Origin of the sequence: Staphylococcus sp. HMSC055C03 (genome assembly GCF_001809385.1) — a bacterium.
Classification (GTDB): Bacteria; Bacillota; Bacilli; order Staphylococcales; family Staphylococcaceae; genus Staphylococcus; species Staphylococcus simulans.
In genome coordinates this window covers 80,362-100,492 of the sequence record NZ_KV797493.1, presented here as the reverse complement: position 1 = coordinate 100,492, position 20,131 = coordinate 80,362, and the positions used below count along the sequence as shown (strand labels likewise).

Genomic DNA, 20,131 nt, shown 5'->3' with positions numbered 1-20,131 from the left:
ATAAAGCTTCTCCTTGTTTTGAAAATTAAACAAGAAGAAGCTTTTTTTAGTCTTTAATGATTCAATTAAAGAAGTCGACTGACTGCTTGTGCCACTTGTTTAGGTGACTGTGGATTTTGGCCTGTTACAAGTCGTCCATCTGTTTCAACTTCAGGTGTGAAAGGTAGCATGGCTTTTTGATAATCTGCACCACGACGTTTAATTTCATCTTCTAACATGAATGGAACAAGTTTTTTACGATTTGCGAGCAATTCTTCTGTATTAGAAAAGCCTGTCATTTGTTTTTGGTCAATGAAGTATCTGCCATTATTGTCTTTAACGTTTAATAACGCTGCGATACCATGACATACAGCTGCCACAATACCGTTGTGACCATAAACTTTATTAATCGCATTTTGAATGTATTTATTATTAGGGAAATCAAACATTACCCCATGGCCGCCAGTGAAGTAGATAACATCGTATTTTGATGGATCTGCTTCTTTAATCGATTTAGAGTATTTTAATTGTGCCATAAATTTTTCATCATCATAATAACGTTTTGTCACTTTATCTAAAAAGACAGGGTTCAAGCTAACTGGGTCTATTGGCGTTTCGCCGCCTTCAACACTGAAAATGTCGATTTCGTAATTGCCGTCGTTAAAATAATCATAAAAGTGAACAAGTTCTCCTAACCAAAGTCCTGTTGGTTTTGAAAATTCACCGAAATGATCTGTACTTGTGTTGACTATCATAATTTTTTTCATACTTTAACCTTCTTTCTATGGAAAAACCCACTTCTTCTTAAATACCCTGTTTAAGCATTAAATACTGTTTTAATTCCTTCATCGTAAGAAGTGATGTGGAATTCTGGGAAACGTTGTTTAAATTTATCTGAATTGAAAATATTATTGTATTTATATCTTGGCAGTAATTCCATCAGTTCTTTGACTTGATCATTGAATAAGCTGCCAATTTTAAAGCCCCACATTGGTAAGACATGGTAGCCGATTTTTTGATTGAGTACTGCTTCTGTTTTTTTGATGAGCTTCTCATAAGTCAGACTGCCGGCTACTGGTAAATGCCATGTTTGGCCATAAGCGTCTGGTGTATTGCCAAGTAACGCTAGCGCACGACTTGCATCTGGTGTCCAAATTAAAGTACGCAACACTGAAGCACTGACAGGAATAATCGCTTTTTTGCCAGCTTTAATACGATTGAATACTAAAGTATTGGTAATACTTTGTGTTTTATCAGGACCATAGAATTCAGGTGCACGACCAATTACCACTTGTAAATTTTGTTCATTCATCGCTTTGAGGACCATTTCAGCCATCTGTGCACGGACCACTGATTTGCGTCCTACAGGTACAAATGGGCTAGATTCTGTTTGTACATTTGCGTTTTTTTCATACATGTATGTGTTATCGAAGAAAGCCAGTTTAGCATTGGTTTCAAGGCAAGCTTTAATAACATTTTTCATCATGACAGGGAAGCGTTGTTCCCACATTTCAGAATTGGCAGGCAAGCCGACTGCGAAATAAACAACATCACTGCCTTCAATCGCATGGTATGCTTCTGCGTAGTTCATTAAATCTGCGGCAACGAGTTCATCACTATCATGAATTTTTTTAGGTTTTCTGCCGACTAAACGAATGTCTTTTGTGTAATTTTTATAAAGTTCTCTTGCAATTTCGTGGCCGATTTGGCCATTACTTCCTAGAACAGTTTGCATGCTTTATCACTCCAAATTTGTGTGTTTATTTTACTTTTTCCTTATGTTCAAGTTCGTAAACATAGTTGGTAAAAAATTAAGCAGTGACTTCTAAAATATCAACTGCTCCTTAAATGATCATCTAAGTAAAATTTATTTTACCTTGCTCAATGTGAAATAGGAATTGATATGCTCACAACAACTTAATTTTTTTCAGAACAATTAACAAGGGTAATGTAAGCGCTTAACTAATTGCGGTTCTAAGTCTTATATGAATTTGTTTAATTATGATGTTCACACAATCGTAACGAAATAAAATAAAAATATGTGTTTTTCATTTACTCCAAGTAAAAAATAGGATATTCTGTTTGTGAAATAATTCACAAAGTAATTCAGAAGCATTCATGTCGAGGAGGAAATAGAAATGACTACATCTACTCAAAATGAGAAACAACCAACAGAAGTACAACCTGAAATTAATCCCACGCAACAAATGATTGATGCACTTGCAGAAAATGGACAACATGCATTACGTGAATTAGCAAAGCTTGATCAAACACAAATTGATCACATTGTTCATGCGATGGCAATGGCAGCTGTAGACAAACATATGGAACTTGCGAAAGCTGCCTATGAAGAAACAGGCCGTGGTATTTATGAAGATAAAGCTATCAAGAATCTATATGCATCAGAATATATCTGGCAATCTATCAAATACAATAAAACGATTGGTGTCATTGATGAAGATGAACAACGTGGTTTGACGTATGTAGCTTCACCTGTCGGTGTAGTATGTGGTGTAACACCGACAACGAACCCGACTTCTACAACAATTTTTAAAGCAATTATCGCAATTAAAACAGGTAACCCGATTATCTTCGCTTTCCATCCAAGTGCACAACAATCTTCTGCACTTGCGGCGAAAGTCATTTATGAAGCAGCACTCAAAGCAGGAGCACCAGAACATATTATTCAATGGATTGAATATCCGTCATTAGAAGCAACTAAATTATTAATGAACCATGACAAAGTGGCATTAGTACTTGCGACAGGTGGTGCAGGTATGGTGAAATCTGCGTATTCAACAGGTAAGCCAGCATTAGGTGTAGGACCAGGTAACGTACCGGCATATATCGAAAAGTCTGCGAAAATCAAACGTGCAGTCAATGATGTCATTGTATCTAAGACTTTTGATAACGGCATGATTTGTGCTTCTGAACAAGGTGTCATTGTAGATAAAGAAATCTATGATGAAGTGAAAAAAGAATTTGAAGCACATCAATGTTATGTAGTGAAGAAAAAAGAATTATCTAAATTAGAAAGTATCGTGATGCGTGAAGACCGTTGTGCAGTCAATGCAGATATCGTAGGTAAACCAGCCACTGAAATTGCGGCATCAGTCGGAATCAAAGTGCCTGAAGGTACGAAAATGTTAATTGCGGAACTTGAAGGTGTAGGACCAGATTATCCGTTATCTCGTGAAAAATTATCTCCAGTACTCGCAATGGTGAAAGCAGAAAACCATGAACATGGCTTAGAATTATGTGAAGGTATGCTTAATTTAGGCGGCTTAGGTCATACTGCAGTCGTGCATACAGAAGATGAAGCTTTACAAAGAGAATTCGGTATTCGCATGAATGCTTGTCGTGTGTTAGTCAACTCTCCATCAGCTGAAGGTGGTATCGGTAATATCTATAATGAAATGATTCCATCATTGACGTTAGGTTGCGGCTCTTATGGACATAACTCAGTTTCTCATAACGTTTCAGCTGTCGATTTAATTAATATAAAAACAATCGCTAAAAGGAGAAATAATATGCAATGGTTCAAACTTCCACCTAAAATTTTCTTTGAGAAAAAATCACTTATGTATTTAACGCAAATGAAAGAAGTTGAACGCGTTGTAATCGTGACAGACGAAGGCATGGTAAATCTTGGTTATGCGAAACGTGTACAAGAAGTACTAGCACGACGTAATGATGCACCTGATGTGCGTATCTTTAGCGATGTTGAACCCAACCCATCAACTAACACTGTCTATAAAGGTTTAGAGTTAATGGTTGAATTCCAACCGGATATAATTATCGCAATCGGCGGCGGATCTGTTATGGACGCGGCGAAAGGTATGTGGGCATTCTTCGAACACCCAGATTTATCATTCTTTGGTGCGAAACAAAAATTCTTAGACATTCGTAAACGTGCTTATAAAATTATGCCAGCACAACGTGCGAAAATGGTTTGTATTCCAACCACTTCAGGTACAGGTTCAGAAGTTACACCATTTGCGGTTATCACAGATAGTGATACGCATGTCAAATATCCATTAGCAGATTATGCCTTGACGCCAGATGTAGCTATCGTAGATTCACAATTTGTATTAAGTGTGCCGAGAGGGGTCACTGCTGATACAGGTATGGATGTGTTAACACACGCAATTGAATCTTATGTATCCGTAATGGCGAGTGATTATACACGTGGCTTGAGCTTACAAGCGATTAAAATTGTTTTCGATGATTTAAAAGCTTCAGCGAATGATGGAGATCCAGATGCAAGAGAACGTATGCATAATGCTTCAACACTTGCAGGTATGGCGTTTGCTAATGCATTCTTAGGAATCAGTCACTCAATCGCACATAAAATCGGTGGAGAATACAACATTCCGCATGGTCGTACGAATGCGATTTTATTACCGCATGTCATCAGATATAATGCGAAAGATCCGCAAAAACATGCGATGTTCCCTAAATATGATTACTTCAGAGCGGATCAAGATTATGCAGATATTGCAAAATTCTTAGGCTTAAAAGGTAAAACAACAGAAGATTTAGTGGAAGCTTTGGCAGATGCTGTTTATGAATTAGGTCAAAGCGTAGGTATCGAAATGAATCTTAAAGCACAAGGTTTAACACAAGAAGTATTAGATAAAACAGTAGACCGTATGGCTGAACTTGCATACGAAGACCAATGTACAACTGCTAACCCGAAAGAACCATTAATCAGTGAACTAAAAGATATTATCATCACTGCTTATGATTATCAAAAATAAGTCGCTATGACCTTTCCAAATGACTAAAATTCAATCATCCATTCAAAACACGTCCTTGATATAAGGGGCGTGTTTTTTGATACATAGAAAAAGACCGATGCTTTTGACATCGGTCTTAAAGTGAATACTTTATTGTTCGTTTTGTTTGTTAATCCAATCTGTAGATAAATCCATTGCTGCACGTGTCGCATTTGTTTTGTCTAAATCGTTAACCATCACAAAGTCATGGATTGTACCTTGCATACGTGCGTGTGTTACATCATTACCAGCTTCTCTTAATTTGTGCGCATAAGCTTCGCCTTCATCGCGTAAGACATCTGCTTCAGCGTTAATAATCATCGCTTTTGGTAAGTCTTTTAGTTCTTCTAATGATGCACGTAATGGTGAAGCAGTAATTTCTGCGCGTTCATTTTCATCTGTTGTATATTGATCCCAGAACCACTGCATACCTTCTTTAGTTAAATAGTAACCTTCCGCAAATTCATTATAAGAATCTGTGTCAAACGAAGCATTTGTTACAGGGTAATAAAGTAATTGTTGATGAATTGGTAAGCCATTACGTTGTTTTGTCATTAAAGTCATTACAGCTGACATATTACCGCCGACTGAATCACCCGCAACTGTTAAACGGTTTAAGTCTAAGTTTTTATCCTCTGCGACATCTTTTAATTGTTGTAAGACATCGTAGTTTTGTTCAATTGCTGTCGGATATTTCGCTTCAGGTGATAAATCATAATCAGGGAATACAACGACTGAATTTGTACGTACCGCAAGTTCTCTGACAAGTTTATCATGTGTATGCGGGCTTCCGAATACCCAACCTGCACCATGAATATAATAAATCACTGGTAATTTTTCTTGGTTTCCTTTTGGACGAATGAATCGAACAGGAACTTCGCCATAAGATTTTGTTTCAAATGTTGTATCTTCAATATCTACATCATATTTTTTAATATCTGATGATTGTACATCTTCTAATAATTTTCGACCTTCTTCTGGAGGTAACTCATATATACGTGGATGTGGGTCATTGGCTTTCGCAAAGTCAAGTGCTGCTTGTTCTAAAATAATTTTTTGAGTCATAATCAAGCTCCTTCATATATAGAATGTCTCTTTCTCTGGTAAAAGTATACCACTATGTTTACGAACTTAAACATAGATATGCTCAAAAAATGTTATTTTTGTAAATCATCTTCAAGAGAAGCAGTTAAAGCCTTTAACCAATCCAGTGTCGGACCTAGGTCAGAGCGATAGTAACGTTTAAGTCCTTTTTGTTCAACAGAAAGTATTCCTGCATCTAACATCAACTTTAAATGATGTGAAACTGCAGGGCGTGAGATGGTTACTAGTTCAGTTAATTGATTTACAGTTAAAGGTCCTTTTTTACATAACAGTACTAATAGTTCTTGGCGTCGTCCATCTTGTAAGATGTTTAAAATCGGTGTGCCTTCATTAAAAAGTTGAAGTGTTTCTTTAATCATAGTCGGCCTCTTTTCTAGCATTAATGTGATATTACTGCCTATTGTAGCACGTCTATAAGGTGTAGTGGAGGTTTGAAAATAAAATTATTTTTGAACTTTCGTTACAAAAATACATATATTCAAGATTGATATTGTAATAGTATTACAACTATGTGATAATGTAAGCGATTACACATAATTGATTGCTTAATTTGATTCTCAGTCTTACATACTAAAAAGCAGTTGATTTAAATGAAAATAAAACTTTTAAAAGAGGTGGTTGGATTGGACTTAGGGTTTTCTGTCTATTTAGGAGAAGTGTTTGACGAAACATATATCGACAAAATGTTGAATCATGGATTTCGATATATATTTACATCACTTCAAATTCCAGAAGATGACCAAGATACGTATTTGACGCGGTTAAAACAGTTAGCCGTAATAAATGGGAATCGTGCCCAAATTATTGCTGATGTGAATGGACAAACACTGCGTCAACTAGGTTTGTCTTTGAGTGCACCAGAATCGATTCGTGATGTGGGCATTGATATTGTTCGTTTGGATGAAGCGGTCGATATAAATAGTTTGGCAGAGTATGTAGAAGCAAAATATTCAGTGATGTTGAATGCGAGCACAGATGCATTTCAAATTCTACGTGAGCTGAGTGATCGCGCAATTTCTCAAGAGAATATCTTAGTTGCACATAATTATTATCCTAGACCTGATACAGGCTTGGAATGTACTTTCTTTCAACATATAAACGAGCGATTAAAAGGAGCATTTCCTGAAATTCAAATCATGGCGTTTGTCCCTGGTACTCAATTAAGAGGACCTATCTATCGCGGTTTACCAACACTAGAAGACCATCGTCAGTATCATCCATTAGCCGCAGCAGTCGAGCTGGAAGAGGATTTGTGTGATATTGCTTGTGTGGGAGACAGTCAAATTGACGATTTTATGATTCATCAATTCGATACGTATTTCAGATTAAACCGTGTTGTTTTACGAACAAATTTAAGCTCAGACAGTAAATATTTAGGGACTTATCATAATCGACCAGATGTCGCACGTGATGTTGTGAGAGCCATTGAAGCACGAAAAACATTTACTGAAGAAGTATCGCCGCATAATGTAGTAGAACGTCGTAAAGGTGCTGTGACGATAGACAATGCATTATATGGTCGTTATATGAATGAACTTCAAATTGTAAGGTGTGATTTACCTAAGGATAAAGCGGTCAATGTATTAGGTTATGTCGACGCCCGTGATTTAAATTGTATAAATATGATTGGGTCGAATACCGCATTTGAATTCGTTTCAGTTGAGGAGGAAAGTCATGGACATTAATAAAATGACAACTGAGCAACGTAATGAGAAAACGATGCATCTAGATGAATTAAGCACTGAAGATTTTGTTGCTTTGATGAACCAAGAAGATCAAACCGTAGCACAAGCGATTGCGAAAGAAAATACGTCTATTGCACGTGTGATTGATATTGTTATTGAAGGATTTAAGCAAGGCGGCAGATTGATTTATATGGGTGCAGGTACGAGCGGTAGGCTAGGTGTGTTAGATGCTGCTGAGTGTGTACCGACTTTCGGTGTGACTCGAAATGATGTGATTGGTTTAATCGCGGGTGGTGCTAAAGCAATGACTGAAGCTGTAGAAGGTGCTGAAGATAGTAAAACACTTGGCAAACAAGATTTAAAGCACCTTAAACTTAATGAAACTGATACAGTGATCGGATTAGCAGCGAGTGGCAGAACGCCTTATGTCATTGGCGGTCTAGAGTACGCGAATACGATAGGTGCGAACACAGCAGCGATTGCTTGTAATAAAAATACAGCGATTGGTGCAGTTGTGGATATTGCGATTGAAATAGAGGTGGGTCCTGAAATTCTGACAGGTTCTACACGCTTGAAGTCTGGAACAGCACAAAAGTTAGTGTTGAATATGATATCAACTGGCGCAATGGTCGGTATTGGTAAAGTTTATGAAAACTTAATGGTAGATGTTCAACCGACAAATGAAAAATTGAGAAGACGTGCGTTAAATATCATTTCAGAAGTGGCTAATACTTCAGAATCTGAGAGTAAAAAGTTATTTCATGACAGTAGCGGTCATGTGAAAGCGGCAATTGTTATGGGATTACATGATATTACGTATGAAGAAGCTGTTGAACGTTTAGAAAAAGCGAATGGTTTTATCAGAAAAACATGAGGAGCTGAACAACAATGTCAAAAGAAAAAAAGATTGCCCAGGAAATATTAAATAATGTTGGCGGCAAAGCAAATTTAGAATGTGTGATTCATTGTATGACACGTGTACGTATGGATATTATTGATTACTCTAAAGTGAATCTAGAAGGACTCAAAGCAATAGACGGTGTCATGGGAGTAGTAGAAGACGAAACACTACAAGTTATTGTAGGTCCAGGTACTGTCAATAAGGTCGCAAATGAAATGAGCGAAATGATTGGCACACCATTAGGTGAAAAAATCGTTCATCATGAACCTTCGCAACAAACAGATAAAGAACATGTAGAATCAGAAGCACAACTCTTTAAAAGTCAGATGAAGGAAAAACAGAAAAAGTCTAAATGGAAAAAAGTACTGAGAGTAATCGCAAATATTTTTGTACCTTTAATTCCGGCATTTGTTGGTGCAGGATTAATCGGTGGTATAGCGGCAGTGCTGACGAACCTATTGTCTGCTGGTTATATTGAAGGTGCGATGTGGAAGCAGTTGACTTTAGTCTTTGATATTATCAAAAGTGGTTTGCTAGCATACTTAGTCATCTATGTAGGGATTAATGCGGCTAGAGAATTTGGCGCAACTCCAGGACTCGGCGGTGTGATTGGTGGTACTACCATGTTGACAGGCATGACACCTGAACAACCATTGCATAATATCTTTAACGGTGAAGCATTAGCGCCTGGACAAGGTGGGGTTATTGGTGTCATCTTTGCGGTTTGGTTACTATCAATTGTTGAAAAACGTCTGCATAAAATTATTCCGAATGCGGTGGATATTATTGTGACACCTACGATTACCTTATTAATTATGGGACTTGCGACGATATTCTTAATTATGCCGATAGCGGGTGTAATCTCAGAAGGTCTATTAGGTATTATTAACTGGGTGCTAGATATTGGCGGTGCATTTAGCGGATTTATCCTTGGTGCGACATTCTTGCCATTAGTTATGTTTGGTTTACATCAAGTTTTAACACCGATTCATATAGAAATGATCAACCAAGATCATGCAACTTTCTTATTACCGATTCTTGCGATGGCTGGTGCAGGTCAAGTTGGTGCGGCATTAGCACTTTGGGTAAGATGCCGTAAGAACAAAAAGATTATTCGCTTATTAAAAGGTGCATTACCTGCAGGAATATTAGGTATTGGAGAACCTTTAATTTATGGTGTGACTTTACCATTAGGCCGTCCATTCATTACAGCATGTATTGGTGGAGGTATCGGCGGTGCTGTTATCGGTGGTATCGGACACATTGGTGCTGTTGCGATTGGTCCGAGTGGTTTATCATTGATTCCTTTAATTTATGACAATATGTATTTAGGCTACATTGCAGGAATATTAGCTGCATATGCGGGAGGATTTATCGCAACATACTTCTTCGGAACAACAAAAGAAATGACTGCACCTCAAGATGTTGAAGAAGAGGTGTAAAACATATGGGAAATGAACAACTATTAATTTATATTGAAGAACAGATGGAACAACTGACTAAAAACGAACAACAAGTAGCACGATATTTGATTGAAGCCCCGGAAGCGATTTTAGAAATGAGTGCGCAAGCCTTAGGTAAAGAAACGCAAACAAGTTCAGCTACTGTTATCCGCTGTGTGCATAAATTAGGATTCAAAGGGCTAGTGGATTTGAAGTTAGCCATTTCGAGTTATTTACCTAATCATCAGGCTAGTGTGTATCAAGAAATGGAGCAAGATGAACCTGCTAATGAAATTAAAAGTAAACTGTTCAATCGAGCAGCGTATACTCTGAAAACAACAGAAACTTTATTAGATGATCAAACGTTAGAAACGATTGCTGAAAAATTAAGACAATGTAAGAAGTTAGTTGTGTTTGGAGTAGGCGCAAGTCATATTGTGGCAGAAGATATCTTTCAAAAATTTACAAGAGCTGGTATGAATGTTGTTCATAGTTCGGATGCACACATTATCGCTACAACGCTAGCTGGAAGTAACAATGAAGGTACTTTAATGATAGGTATCTCAAATTCAGGCCAAAACCGAGAAACATTAAAGTTAGCGCAAGTCGCGCGCCATTATCATGTTCCGGTTATCGGTATGACCAGTCGAAAAGATTCAGAACTCGCCAATGAAGCGGATGAGTGTTTGTTCCATGACGCAAGTTCAGATCGTAGTTTGCGATTAGCCGCAACAAGTTCGTTAATCGCACAGCTCATCACTGTTGATACTTTGTTTTACACATATCTTGCGAAAGACTATACAAATCATATCGCACATTTAAGTCAGACAAGAGATGCAGTTGATTTATATGTTGATGGAGATTAAGGTATGATGATAGTAATGATGGAGTTAAAGGAATGAGAGAAATGTATGCTTTAGAAACAAATAATGCAATCATTCGTTATGACATGATGGGACATGGACCGATTTTGTTATGTATTCCTGGCGCTAGCGGAATCAATGATAGTTATTTGGATTTAGCACATAAGCTAGAAGATTATTTTACTGTTGTCTTACCTGATAGACGAGGTTATGGAGCAAGTGAATTGTTAACGGCTTTACCAAGTTCTATCGCAAACACCAAAGATACGTATTGTTTAACCATGGATGTTGAAGATATTAAAACATTAATACAAACGCTTAGTAATCATCCTGTTTATCTTTTTGCGACAGACACAGGTGCTGTTCCTGCATTAGAATTTGCGTGTATGTATCCAGAATTGGTTAAGACATTACTTGTTCATGAGCCTTTAAATACTTCTGTACTTCCAAACAGAGAAGATTATGTGCCGCAAACTGAACAAATCGCACGTACTGCAATGATTGAAGGAGTGCCGGCTGCAATGCGTCAGTATGAACGTTTGATTAATCCTTCGCACTCAGATATGCAGGTGTTAGTAGAGAATACGATTGCTCCTTGCGCGGTTTGTTCACCGAGTACTTCACAAATACGCAGTAGTGAATCAACAAACATTTGGCTTCAATATGAACTCCGGCAATATTTGAATTATCAAATTGATATAGAAGCTTTGAAGGCCAAAAATGTTTCAATCAAGTTCTTGCAAGGTGAACAATCGAAAGAATCGCTAGGGTATGAAGCGGCTAAATATTTTGCGCATAGCTTAAATGCAAATCTGTTTCAAGTTACAGGTGGACATTACGGTTATGCACAACAACCTAAACAATTTGCGAAAGCTGTTAAAAAGATACTGCGTTCATAATGATAGAGTTCAAGACCTTCGTTATATGAAGGTCTTTTTATTATGACCTGTGATTTTAACTTTTAGAGTGTTATAATACATTCAAATTTATTTTTGAATGAGGTGACAAAGTGATACAGACCGCTTTGACTGCAGTCATACTTTATACAGCGACTGCTTTAGATTTATTAGTGATTTTGTTAATTTATTTCGCACGTGCACAAACCAAACGTGAGTATCGTGATATTTATATTGGACAGTTTTTAGGTTCAGGTGCCTTAATTGTCATCAGTTTGTTTTTTGCGTTTGTCTTACACTATGTACCTGAGAAATGGATGTTAGGTTTATTAGGTATCATCCCTCTATATTTAGGAATCAAAGTTGCATTATTTGATGACTGTGAAGGGGAAGCACGTGCAAAGAGAGAACTGGATAAAAAAGGATTGTCCAAATTAGTCGGCATTGTTGCGCTTGTTACCCTAGCAAGCTGTGGAGCAGATAATATCGGTTTATTTGTACCGTACTTTGTCAGTTTGACTTTAGCGCAAGTTATTGTGACATTAATTGTATTTGTAATCATGATTTTCTTATTGGTATTCTCTGCACAAAAATTAGCAAAAGTTCCGGGTATTGGTGAAACTGTGGAGAAATATAATCGATGGATTATGGCAATTATCTATATTGGCTTAGGTTTATACATTTTGATTGAAAACAAAACTATACAAACATTGTTAAGCTTTGTTTCATAGAAAGGATGGGAGATAGGTGTCTAATGAACAATGTGACATCATGTATGTGCATGAAGATAAAGTGAAAAATGCTTCTGACTTTTTAAGTGAAACACACACTATTAAGGCAATGAATACTTTAAACGCAATAGGTGATAAAAAGAAATTAACGATTTTATTTGCGTTGCTTGAAGAAGAGAAACTGTGTGTTTGCGACATTGCGAAATTGCTTCAAATGAGTATTGCCTCTACTTCTCATCATTTACGCATACTCTATAAAAAAGAAGTTATAGATTTCCGAAAAGAAGGGAAAATGGCGTATTATTTCATCAAAGATCCTCAAGTTGATAAATTGCTGCGCTTTATGCTGACAGAAGTAGAAAACGAAAATAGTTAAATATATAAATAACTGTTGTGAATCAATTTTGCAGAATGATAGCACAACAGTTATTTAAAAATATACAACGCTATTTGTTTTGTCTTTTACGATTAGTGTTATAAATGATAGAAGCAATTGCCACATAAATTAATGGACCGACAATTAAAATAATAGAAGCCATGTTTGCTTGGATATAAAATTTAAATAATAGTAAACCTAAAAAGGCAACCATTAAATACACAGGTATCATGAAAGGTTTCCAGAACATTGAGTCATTCATATTTAATGTACACACCTTTCTATTAGGGAGTATGTAGAAAAAAGAGGCGGATTTAACTCTGCCTCTTGTTTATGTTTTCAAGTTATAGCCCTAATTGCAACCAACGTTTTCGCGCAAAGAAAAGTACGACGAAGTTGATCGCAAAGAGTAAAAAGAAATAAACAATCAGTAATGTAATATCGTAAGAAGTCAGTGCTAAGGTATCTCCATTTAATGTAGCATCGACGTTAGGGTACATGACATTGCTTGCTTCAAAAGGCGCAAGGATGCCGAAGATGGTTGGATTAAGCATTACTAAGACAATAGAAATAACCCAATAGATTAGGCTGACAATAACACTGATTAAAATTTTGGAAATTAAAATACTGATTGTTCCAATGATTAAGATATACTGCAAGATTAATAAAGAAAACATGATGATTAAAAAGAAATAATGCGAGAAATTACCAAACATCAAAGAAATGGCAGTGATGCCAATACATACAAATACAAAGCATTCTAAGAAAATGACAAACATCTTTTTGTAAAAGAAGGTGAAGTCTGTATTTCCTAATAACTTATAAAATAAGATGTTTTGATCTGCATACTCTTTATTGAAGTAATAAGCGATGATGAATGAAAAGAGTATGAATCCAGTTTCTACCGCAATCGTATATGTGTTGAAGAAATATTCACCATATGACAAGCTTTGACCATCATTCATAAAGGTGGTAAAGCCATAACCTAAAACGAATAGTAATAAAAAAAGCGAACCAAGAATCAGTGTTATTTTGTTAAACGCTGTTTTTCTTAACTCTAACCTCATTTTGTACACCTCAAGTTTTTAGAAACAAATGTATTCATCGACAACTGCTTCTTTAGAATCATATTCTTCAATCGTCAGGTCTTTAAATAAAAAGTACTTACCAGGTAGGTATGTTAAATCTTTTGCGCTATGTGTAATATTGATAATTACTTTTTCAGGATTATCCGAAATATAGTTATTAAAGAAAGTATAGAAGTCGTGAACTGTTGTTTCGTCTAAGTCTTTTGTGATCTCATCTAAAATGATGATAGGTTTGTCTTCTGATAGAAAACTTAATAGCTTCAGCTTTTCTTGTTGTCCTTTGTTTAATTTTCGAATAGGGATGTGATCAGGAATAGTTTCAATCCCTAACAAGTCACCCAAGTAATCGATTTTGACGGTACAAATAAAATAACTCTTGAGTAATTGAATGAGAAAATCTTTAGTGATATCTCTTGGAATACATGATGCATTACTAATCAAAGTTGTGTTTTCTGTAATCTCTGGGCGCATATGACCGCTGTGATTAAGTACGAAATCTTTAGCTAATTGAGACTTGCCAACTTCATTTCTGCCAATAATATGATTGATTTCACCTTTGTGAAATACCAAGTCAGTCGGCTGTAATAGGATTTTGCTTTTGATACGCAATACATACTGTTTGATTTCCATTTAACTCGGCTCCCTCGCTAAAATTGTAAAGTTTTCGAGTGATACTATTTAACAAGTTTTAACAAAATTTTTAGGAATTCTTAAATATAGCGTATCATAAATATCAAATCATTATAATTTGTCTTTTGGTAATAATTTGTGAATTTTTTGTCATGCGTAAGAAAATTACAAAAAATAATTCGCTTACAAGACATACTGCTTATTTCATTTGATACTTAATTGGAGGTTAAAGCGTTTTGTATAGAAGTATTGATTTTAAGCGGTTTTAAGAGGTTCGGATGTCTGAACGCAGACAACCGTTAGGCTACCGTATGGGGTATAAGTAAATAAAAAAAGAAACCAAGATGTCATTGCATCTTGATTTCAATAGTTAGTTATTATCAGAACGTTCTTTGATTAGGGCTTTTCTCATTTGTTGTCTAGAACCATACGTACTTTCTCGTACCAGTTCTTCGTTACGCATACCTGCACCAATGGCACCCGCAATTGTTGAAAGAGAAGCTGCGAACCATGCGATAGACAGATAAAGAGTAAATGTGGCAGGATGTCCGAGTTCTAAAGTCTTTCCTAAGAAGGGCGCTGGTAATAATACAGAAGCCGCAATCAAATATATTGTAAAGAGTGTTACATAATAAATAATGACTGACGTTGTCAGTGTGGTCAGAGTTGTTAAATTATACAACCGCGTAATACGTTTATTAATACTGAAGCGTTCACTTTCCCATAAGTTATGCGCTAAGATAATCCATAAAATCATACCGAAAATCGCAAAGAGGGACATGACTGTTAATCTCCATGTGGTAAAGGTATTACTTAAAGACCACATGGTGGAGAAGATTAAACCGGATGCGCCGGTTGTAAATGCGATTGCGATTACACTATTCATACTTTGCATTAATCTTAATGGGTTATTCGCAAAGGTCATTCCACTGAGTAAACGGAAGTAACCAGATGTTTTAGATGCGACAATATAACGGATATGCATCGTATGTGTATCATCAGTGTAAGTACGGATTTTTCTTAGTTTTGAGAAAGGGAATATTTCTCGATAGGTTGCTTGATGATTTTCATCTTCATTGTTTTGATTTGGGTTGTCACTGAAAAATAGATTGATTTCATGAATAATCGTCAGCACTGTTCTTTCTAGACGTTTGGTAACAGGACGCCAACCATAAGCGGGAATTGAAATAATACTAGCCCCGTTTTCTTCGTTGATATCAACAGCGATGACTGACTCATTATCATGAAGTAATGGTAAGTCAGTTAAACTGATAATATAGTTCCAGTTATAACGATCTAAGTAGTCTTCGGTTTTTTGATAGGCTTGGTCTGCATCTTCTGCAGATCCTGTTAACGCATCAACAATGACTTCAATTTTCCATTCGTATTGAGATGAAATGTAGTCATTTAATAAACCGGGTAATGTGTCTACTAATTTATGCGAAAGTTTATTCGCAATACCAGGTGAAGCGATAATGCCTACGACAAGTTGTTCCATAAATTTACATCCTCCTTTCTTTAATTGTTTTGATCGTTATCATCATTATCTTTTTGGTGTGATTCTGATGAATAGTAATTGGAAGCTTCCCATTCTTTTGCTTCTTCATAGCGTGCACGTTGACGATAAGAGTAAGTCATAGCACGAATTTTCTTTTCGTTTTCGACAGATGCGCCTAAAGCACCTGCTAAGAAACCAAGTGATGTCACAAACCATACAAGGTACAAGAACTGTCCGAGGGTACGCTGACCTTCATTAATCGTCTGCATGTTATATAAATCATTCGGCACGAATAAAGCGACACTGATTGTAAGCAGTAAGAATAAGATGAGATAGCTGAATACAATAATAATCAATAGAGTTAAGACAGTTGTTACATTGTAAACTGTTCGATAAGTTTTAGTTGTTAACGAAGTTTCATGTTCCAATAACGAGTGTGCATACATAATCCAAAGGGTCATTCCGCCAATGGCTAGTGTCGTCATAAAGATAAATCTTAAGTTAGTATATTCAATACTTAATTGCCATGGGGTAGAGAAAATGGTTAAGTATGTAGCTGTCGCAAAGGAAATAGAAATAATCTTTTTGAAGTTTGGAATTTCTTTAAGTGGTTGATTGGCTCTGGTCATTCCAGCTAATAATAAAATCCAACTTATAATAAGTGGGTTTAAAATAAACTTGGTTGTTGTTTTGGAGTGTGAGGTATCATCTCCGGCTTCTTGATCATCTTGCGTTTCCATATCATTCTCTTGTTTATCATCGAATATATTTCTAATGGGCTTTACACGTGTAAATAATGAAAGATTTAATTTTTTCGTTTGATAATCCTCATTCGATTGATGTAAATATATAATTTCCGCAAAATAAAGCAGACATTGTTTCAATTTACGTTTCACACCAAATAAACCTAAAGCCGGAATTGAGATTAATCCAGTAGCCATAGGTTCATCTAAATTACCTACTATTACTTTACGTTGTTCGACAATGGGTAAGTCTGTCACAACAATCGCATAGTCCCATTTATGATGGGTTTTAAGAGATTGAGCTGCGTCTAAACTTTTGTTGACGTCTTCCGCAGAACCAATTAATGGGTCAGAAACACATTCGAAGGTCCATTTGATATCTTCTTTTAATTTACTATTTAGTGAAGTAGGCATTTGTTCAGCTAGTGTCTCTGATAAATCCATAGGAAACCCTGGAGCAGCAATGATTCCTACTTTAATCTCACTCATAAATTGCCTCCTTTCTCTCTACAAAGTTATGAACAAAATTAATTTTGAATTCATTTATAATTACATAATTAATAAGTTCCCGCAATGACAAGAAACAAAACTTATTAAAAAGACGAATTTGATAAGGATTACATAGTGGAAAAGTAGCTTCTAATGTATAATATATATAAAGAATAAAGTATCGGGAGGTATACATCATGAAACGACATCATTTATTGCTTGGACTGCTTTGTTCAACTCTACTTTTAGCAAGTTGTGGCCATAAAGACAACAATGAAAAACAAGCAGACCAAAAACAAGAAGAAACAACCGACACTCAATCACAAGACCAATCACCTAAAGAGAAAAAACAAACACATACGACGTACCACACTAAACAAGATATAAAAATAGAAGTGCATGAAGCGGAGAAAAAAGATAAAGCGCATGCTGACACTGATACAAATAAGAATGTACAAGCTAAACAAACGCAACAAGAAGCTGATAAAGCAACAACTGAAAAAGATGCTCAATCCTCAGATTCATCAAAGAAAAATGAAGAACCAAATTTAGAAAGAGATGGCGGTAAAGTTAAAGGGCCTGAGGATCTTGCGCCTGGTCCTGAAGCAGATATGGATAGAAAACATATCGCGATGATGTTGTTAGACCCTAAATTAAACAAAACTTACGTTAATGCTAAAGATTTAAAACAAAAAACTTATAAAACAGATGACGGTCAACAAGTGCGCATTCCAAACTATGTACTTTTCCAATCTCTAGAAGTACCGCAAGTTGAAAATGGTCCTGAAGGCATGCAGTATTATTTTGTAACACATACAAAAGATCCTGACAAGAAAACAGTAATCGGTGTATCTGATAATGAAATCGTTATTGGTAAATCAACAATCAGTTCTGAAGATGCAGTATCTCAAAAAGTAAAATTAGATTATAATCAATTCATTCAAGAAGAAGAGACACAAGTCTTTAAAGTGAAAGAACTTGAACAGTTGAAACTCGATTCAAATGAAATCAATGCGCTAACACGACATATCTATCAAGCAACACCGCACACATTACAGTTTGTCCCTGAGAATTGAGGCGTAAAAGATGAAACAACTTAGAATGATACTCACAATGATCTTGAGTCTACTTTTATTAGCCGCATGTGGAACACAATCACAAGAAGATAAACAAACTTCTAAGTCATCAGAACAGAAAACAGAGACAAAAGAAACAAACGCTAAACAAGACAAAGTAACATCAGAAACAAAAAATAATAATCAAACCAATACTTCAAAAGAAAGTACAGAGAATCAAAAAGAAGAACCGCAAACACAAAAAGGACCTTTAACAGAACAAGAGATTAAACACAATGTAGCATTGATGATATTGAACCTGAATTTTGATCAAAAATATATCACAGGGCAAGAAGTGTTAGAAGGTAAATATTCGGCTATAGTTCAAGATCAAATACACCACTTCAAAGTAAATGAAGTGCGCTTATTACAAGGGAGATTTGAACCTACTGTGATTCAAGCACCTGAAGGCATGAAGTTTTATACATTTGACCCGCAATCGGGTCCATATGCAGTTTATATTGGTGTGTCTCATGATAAAGTTGCGGTTTGGCGTTCACAAGCAGCCTATGAAAATTATCCTGAAAAATTAGCTGATGGCAGTATTACTGAATATAATATTTCTGATTTAAAGAAAATGAACATATCATCAGCACAAATACAAGCAGTCGCAAATAAAATCGTAATTGGGAATAATGAAAATCAAAAACCTATTCGATTGGATTAATAGTAAGAAGTGAGCTTTGGCTCGCTTCTTTTTAATGGAAATAATTAATAAAAGTTTAAAAGAATGATACGGTGAAGTTAAGAGGAATAAGAACTGTGACAATTAATGGTAAAGGATTTTAAAACGTCTATCAGATTTGGAGGTCTAAGTATGAGCCGTTTTGGTTATGCGATAAGAATAGGGTTAATCGCATTTTTAGTCTATTGTACAATGCAATACATAATTCCAATGCCAAATGAAAAGTTATATATCCTCATTTATTCAGCCTTATTAGGCATATTAGTCATTTTATTTTCATATTTCTTAGTAGGGAAACCTCCAAAAGTAATGAAGCATTCTAAGAAGGATAAAGAATTTTAGCGCGATTTGTGATATTAAAAATTAATACAAGTTAAAGGAAGTGAGCTTTGGCTCGCTTCTTTTTATGCTTTTTAACAAATAAACGATTTTAATTTTTTTGAAAAAATGAGACTTCGTTGCTTTAATGTTACTTAAATATGAATTATAATGATTAAGTATCATTAATTTAATGTGGCAATATTTTGTTAATTAGAAAGGAGTGGTCTTTTCATGGAATGTGTGTTACCGATTAAAGATAAATCGGACATTGAAGCGATGTATGAAACGTTACGTGAACATAACCAGCGTGATTATTTGTTGTTTCGTTTAGCGATACATACAGGTTTAAGAATTAGTACGTTAATTCATCTAAAAGGACTAGATGTTTTAACACAAGATGAGCATTGTCAGGCTGTGATTAATGTTTGGCGACAACCTGGGATATCTGAAATTAATGTGCCATTGCCTCAATCGTTATGTGAGGAATTGGATGAATTTATGAAAGATAAAGGAATTGGTCATGACGATTATCTATTTCGTTCTATGAAAACAAAGCGTCCGCTCTCTCGCCAACAAGCGTATCGTATTATTCATGATGCTGCTGTTCAAAATGGACTCTCTCAAATCGGTCTTCAATCTTTACGAAAAACTTTTGCTTATCATGCGTACCAATCGGGTACACCGCTTACAGTGATACAAAAATACCTCGGTCATCAGACTTTATCTGAGACCCTCAAATTTATAGATGTTCCGCAACAAAACCGCACGATTACGATTCAATTAGATCTTTAATTTTTATTTTTTAGA

General features: G+C 35.8%; 21 protein-coding genes. 12 read left to right on the top strand and 9 right to left on the bottom strand.

The window, feature by feature from the left end; translation table 11 throughout:
• Positions 1-65: 65 nt before the first annotated feature.
• Positions 66-746, bottom strand: a complete 681-nt coding sequence (locus tag HMPREF2603_RS07280) for a type 1 glutamine amidotransferase domain-containing protein (RefSeq protein WP_060804450.1) — start codon at positions 744-746, stop codon at positions 66-68.
• Positions 747-796: 50 nt separating this feature from the next.
• Entirely contained in the window at positions 797-1,714 is a 918-nt protein-coding gene (locus tag HMPREF2603_RS07275; RefSeq protein ID WP_002479985.1) for an NAD-dependent epimerase/dehydratase family protein, read from the bottom strand.
• Between the two features lie 403 nt (positions 1,715-2,117).
• Between HMPREF2603_RS07275 and adhE the strand changes: the two genes are divergently transcribed.
• The gene (adhE, locus tag HMPREF2603_RS07270) at positions 2,118-4,739 is read left to right on the top strand and encodes a bifunctional acetaldehyde-CoA/alcohol dehydrogenase (protein ID WP_083297514.1); all 2,622 of its coding nucleotides are present in this window, start codon (positions 2,118-2,120) and stop codon (positions 4,737-4,739) included.
• A 129-nt stretch (positions 4,740-4,868) separates the two neighbouring features.
• Here adhE and HMPREF2603_RS07265 read toward each other — a convergent pair whose 3' ends face one another.
• Both HMPREF2603_RS07265 and HMPREF2603_RS07260 read right to left on the bottom strand, forming a co-directional pair.
• On the bottom strand, positions 4,869-5,822 hold the full coding sequence (locus tag HMPREF2603_RS07265) for an alpha/beta hydrolase (protein WP_002479983.1): 954 nt from the start codon (positions 5,820-5,822) through the stop codon (positions 4,869-4,871).
• A 92-nt stretch (positions 5,823-5,914) separates the two neighbouring features.
• Positions 5,915-6,220, bottom strand: coding sequence for an ArsR/SmtB family transcription factor (locus HMPREF2603_RS07260; RefSeq protein WP_060804448.1), 306 nt, complete (start codon positions 6,218-6,220; stop codon positions 5,915-5,917).
• 231 nt (positions 6,221-6,451) lie between these two features.
• Between HMPREF2603_RS07260 and HMPREF2603_RS07255 the strand changes: the two genes are divergently transcribed.
• The 7 genes from HMPREF2603_RS07255 (at position 6,452) to HMPREF2603_RS07225 (ending at position 12,755) form a co-directional block, all read left to right on the top strand.
• A complete protein-coding gene (locus HMPREF2603_RS07255) occupies positions 6,452-7,546 on the top strand; it encodes a MupG family TIM beta-alpha barrel fold protein (protein WP_231724112.1) in 1,095 nt (364 codons plus the stop codon).
• Positions 7,536-8,420, top strand: coding sequence for an N-acetylmuramic acid 6-phosphate etherase (murQ, locus tag HMPREF2603_RS07250; protein WP_060804444.1), 885 nt, complete (start codon positions 7,536-7,538; stop codon positions 8,418-8,420). Before HMPREF2603_RS07255 ends, murQ begins: the two co-directional genes overlap by 11 nt.
• Before the next feature lie 14 nt (positions 8,421-8,434).
• Entirely contained in the window at positions 8,435-9,889 is a 1,455-nt protein-coding gene (locus tag HMPREF2603_RS07245) for a PTS transporter subunit EIIC (RefSeq protein ID WP_060804442.1), read from the top strand.
• Positions 9,890-9,894: 5 nt separating this feature from the next.
• On the top strand, positions 9,895-10,755 hold the full coding sequence (locus HMPREF2603_RS07240) for a MurR/RpiR family transcriptional regulator (protein WP_060804440.1): 861 nt from the start codon (positions 9,895-9,897) through the stop codon (positions 10,753-10,755).
• Positions 10,756-10,787: 32 nt separating this feature from the next.
• A complete protein-coding gene (locus HMPREF2603_RS07235; RefSeq protein WP_060804438.1) occupies positions 10,788-11,651 on the top strand; it encodes an alpha/beta fold hydrolase in 864 nt (287 codons plus the stop codon).
• A 110-nt stretch (positions 11,652-11,761) separates the two neighbouring features.
• Entirely contained in the window at positions 11,762-12,379 is a 618-nt protein-coding gene (locus HMPREF2603_RS07230) for a CadD family cadmium resistance transporter (RefSeq protein WP_002479976.1), read from the top strand.
• Between the two features lie 40 nt (positions 12,380-12,419).
• Entirely contained in the window at positions 12,420-12,755 is a 336-nt protein-coding gene (locus HMPREF2603_RS07225) for an ArsR/SmtB family transcription factor (RefSeq protein ID WP_242543498.1), read from the top strand.
• A 70-nt stretch (positions 12,756-12,825) separates the two neighbouring features.
• Here HMPREF2603_RS07225 and HMPREF2603_RS07220 read toward each other — a convergent pair whose 3' ends face one another.
• The 5 genes from HMPREF2603_RS07220 to HMPREF2603_RS07200 form a co-directional block, all read right to left on the bottom strand.
• Entirely contained in the window at positions 12,826-13,017 is a 192-nt protein-coding gene (locus tag HMPREF2603_RS07220) for a hypothetical protein (protein ID WP_060804436.1), read from the bottom strand.
• Between the two features lie 82 nt (positions 13,018-13,099).
• A complete protein-coding gene (locus tag HMPREF2603_RS07215; protein WP_023015581.1) occupies positions 13,100-13,822 on the bottom strand; it encodes a hypothetical protein in 723 nt (240 codons plus the stop codon).
• Between the two features lie 18 nt (positions 13,823-13,840).
• Positions 13,841-14,473 carry an ATP-binding cassette domain-containing protein gene (locus HMPREF2603_RS07210; RefSeq protein WP_060804433.1) on the bottom strand — a complete coding sequence of 211 codons (633 nt, stop codon included), beginning with the start codon at positions 14,471-14,473 and terminating at the stop codon, positions 13,841-13,843.
• 370 nt (positions 14,474-14,843) lie between these two features.
• Entirely contained in the window at positions 14,844-15,971 is a 1,128-nt protein-coding gene (locus HMPREF2603_RS07205) for a hypothetical protein (RefSeq protein ID WP_060804432.1), read from the bottom strand.
• A 20-nt stretch (positions 15,972-15,991) separates the two neighbouring features.
• Positions 15,992-17,203 carry a hypothetical protein gene (locus HMPREF2603_RS07200; protein ID WP_060804431.1) on the bottom strand — a complete coding sequence of 404 codons (1,212 nt, stop codon included), beginning with the start codon at positions 17,201-17,203 and terminating at the stop codon, positions 15,992-15,994.
• A 197-nt stretch (positions 17,204-17,400) separates the two neighbouring features.
• Here HMPREF2603_RS07200 and HMPREF2603_RS07195 point away from each other — a divergent pair, with 197 nt between their 5' ends.
• The 4 genes from HMPREF2603_RS07195 to HMPREF2603_RS07180 all read left to right on the top strand — a co-directional run bounded on the left by HMPREF2603_RS07195 (position 17,401) and on the right by HMPREF2603_RS07180 (position 20,116).
• Positions 17,401-18,279: a hypothetical protein gene (locus HMPREF2603_RS07195; protein ID WP_060804430.1), complete on the top strand. Its 879-nt coding sequence runs from the start codon at positions 17,401-17,403 to the stop codon at positions 18,277-18,279.
• A gap of 10 nt (positions 18,280-18,289) precedes the next feature.
• Positions 18,290-18,985 (top strand): hypothetical protein, encoded by a 696-nt coding sequence (locus HMPREF2603_RS07190; RefSeq protein ID WP_060804429.1) that lies wholly within the window; start codon positions 18,290-18,292, stop codon positions 18,983-18,985.
• Positions 18,986-19,135: 150 nt separating this feature from the next.
• The gene (locus HMPREF2603_RS07185; protein ID WP_023015575.1) at positions 19,136-19,345 is read left to right on the top strand and encodes a hypothetical protein; all 210 of its coding nucleotides are present in this window, start codon (positions 19,136-19,138) and stop codon (positions 19,343-19,345) included.
• 210 nt (positions 19,346-19,555) lie between these two features.
• Positions 19,556-20,116, top strand: a complete 561-nt coding sequence (locus HMPREF2603_RS07180) for a tyrosine-type recombinase/integrase (protein ID WP_023015574.1) — start codon at positions 19,556-19,558, stop codon at positions 20,114-20,116.
• Positions 20,117-20,131: the final 15 nt, after the last annotated feature.

Coding starts and splice junctions, on each gene's coding strand:
- HMPREF2603_RS07200 (WP_060804431.1), bottom strand. CDS start 17,203: ATGAGTGAGATTAAAGTAGGAATCATTGCTGCTCCAGGGTTTCCTATG.
- HMPREF2603_RS07265 (WP_002479983.1), bottom strand. CDS start 5,822: ATGACTCAAAAAATTATTTTAGAACAAGCAGCACTTGACTTTGCGAAA.
- HMPREF2603_RS07190 (WP_060804429.1), top strand. CDS start 18,290: ATGAAACAACTTAGAATGATACTCACAATGATCTTGAGTCTACTTTTA.
- HMPREF2603_RS07235 (WP_060804438.1), top strand. CDS start 10,788: ATGAGAGAAATGTATGCTTTAGAAACAAATAATGCAATCATTCGTTAT.
- HMPREF2603_RS07185 (WP_023015575.1), top strand. CDS start 19,136: ATGAGCCGTTTTGGTTATGCGATAAGAATAGGGTTAATCGCATTTTTA.
- HMPREF2603_RS07210 (WP_060804433.1), bottom strand. CDS start 14,473: ATGGAAATCAAACAGTATGTATTGCGTATCAAAAGCAAAATCCTATTA.
- HMPREF2603_RS07280 (WP_060804450.1), bottom strand. CDS start 746: ATGAAAAAAATTATGATAGTCAACACAAGTACAGATCATTTCGGTGAA.
- HMPREF2603_RS07240 (WP_060804440.1), top strand. CDS start 9,895: ATGGGAAATGAACAACTATTAATTTATATTGAAGAACAGATGGAACAA.
- HMPREF2603_RS07180 (WP_023015574.1), top strand. CDS start 19,556: ATGGAATGTGTGTTACCGATTAAAGATAAATCGGACATTGAAGCGATG.
- murQ (WP_060804444.1), top strand. CDS start 7,536: ATGGACATTAATAAAATGACAACTGAGCAACGTAATGAGAAAACGATG.
- HMPREF2603_RS07205 (WP_060804432.1), bottom strand. CDS start 15,971: ATGGAACAACTTGTCGTAGGCATTATCGCTTCACCTGGTATTGCGAAT.
- HMPREF2603_RS07220 (WP_060804436.1), bottom strand. CDS start 13,017: ATGAATGACTCAATGTTCTGGAAACCTTTCATGATACCTGTGTATTTA.
- HMPREF2603_RS07255 (WP_231724112.1), top strand. CDS start 6,452: ATGAAAATAAAACTTTTAAAAGAGGTGGTTGGATTGGACTTAGGGTTT.
- HMPREF2603_RS07245 (WP_060804442.1), top strand. CDS start 8,435: ATGTCAAAAGAAAAAAAGATTGCCCAGGAAATATTAAATAATGTTGGC.
- adhE (WP_083297514.1), top strand. CDS start 2,118: ATGACTACATCTACTCAAAATGAGAAACAACCAACAGAAGTACAACCT.
- HMPREF2603_RS07225 (WP_242543498.1), top strand. CDS start 12,420: ATGTATGTGCATGAAGATAAAGTGAAAAATGCTTCTGACTTTTTAAGT.
- HMPREF2603_RS07195 (WP_060804430.1), top strand. CDS start 17,401: ATGAAACGACATCATTTATTGCTTGGACTGCTTTGTTCAACTCTACTT.
- HMPREF2603_RS07260 (WP_060804448.1), bottom strand. CDS start 6,220: ATGATTAAAGAAACACTTCAACTTTTTAATGAAGGCACACCGATTTTA.
- HMPREF2603_RS07215 (WP_023015581.1), bottom strand. CDS start 13,822: ATGAGGTTAGAGTTAAGAAAAACAGCGTTTAACAAAATAACACTGATT.
- HMPREF2603_RS07275 (WP_002479985.1), bottom strand. CDS start 1,714: ATGCAAACTGTTCTAGGAAGTAATGGCCAAATCGGCCACGAAATTGCA.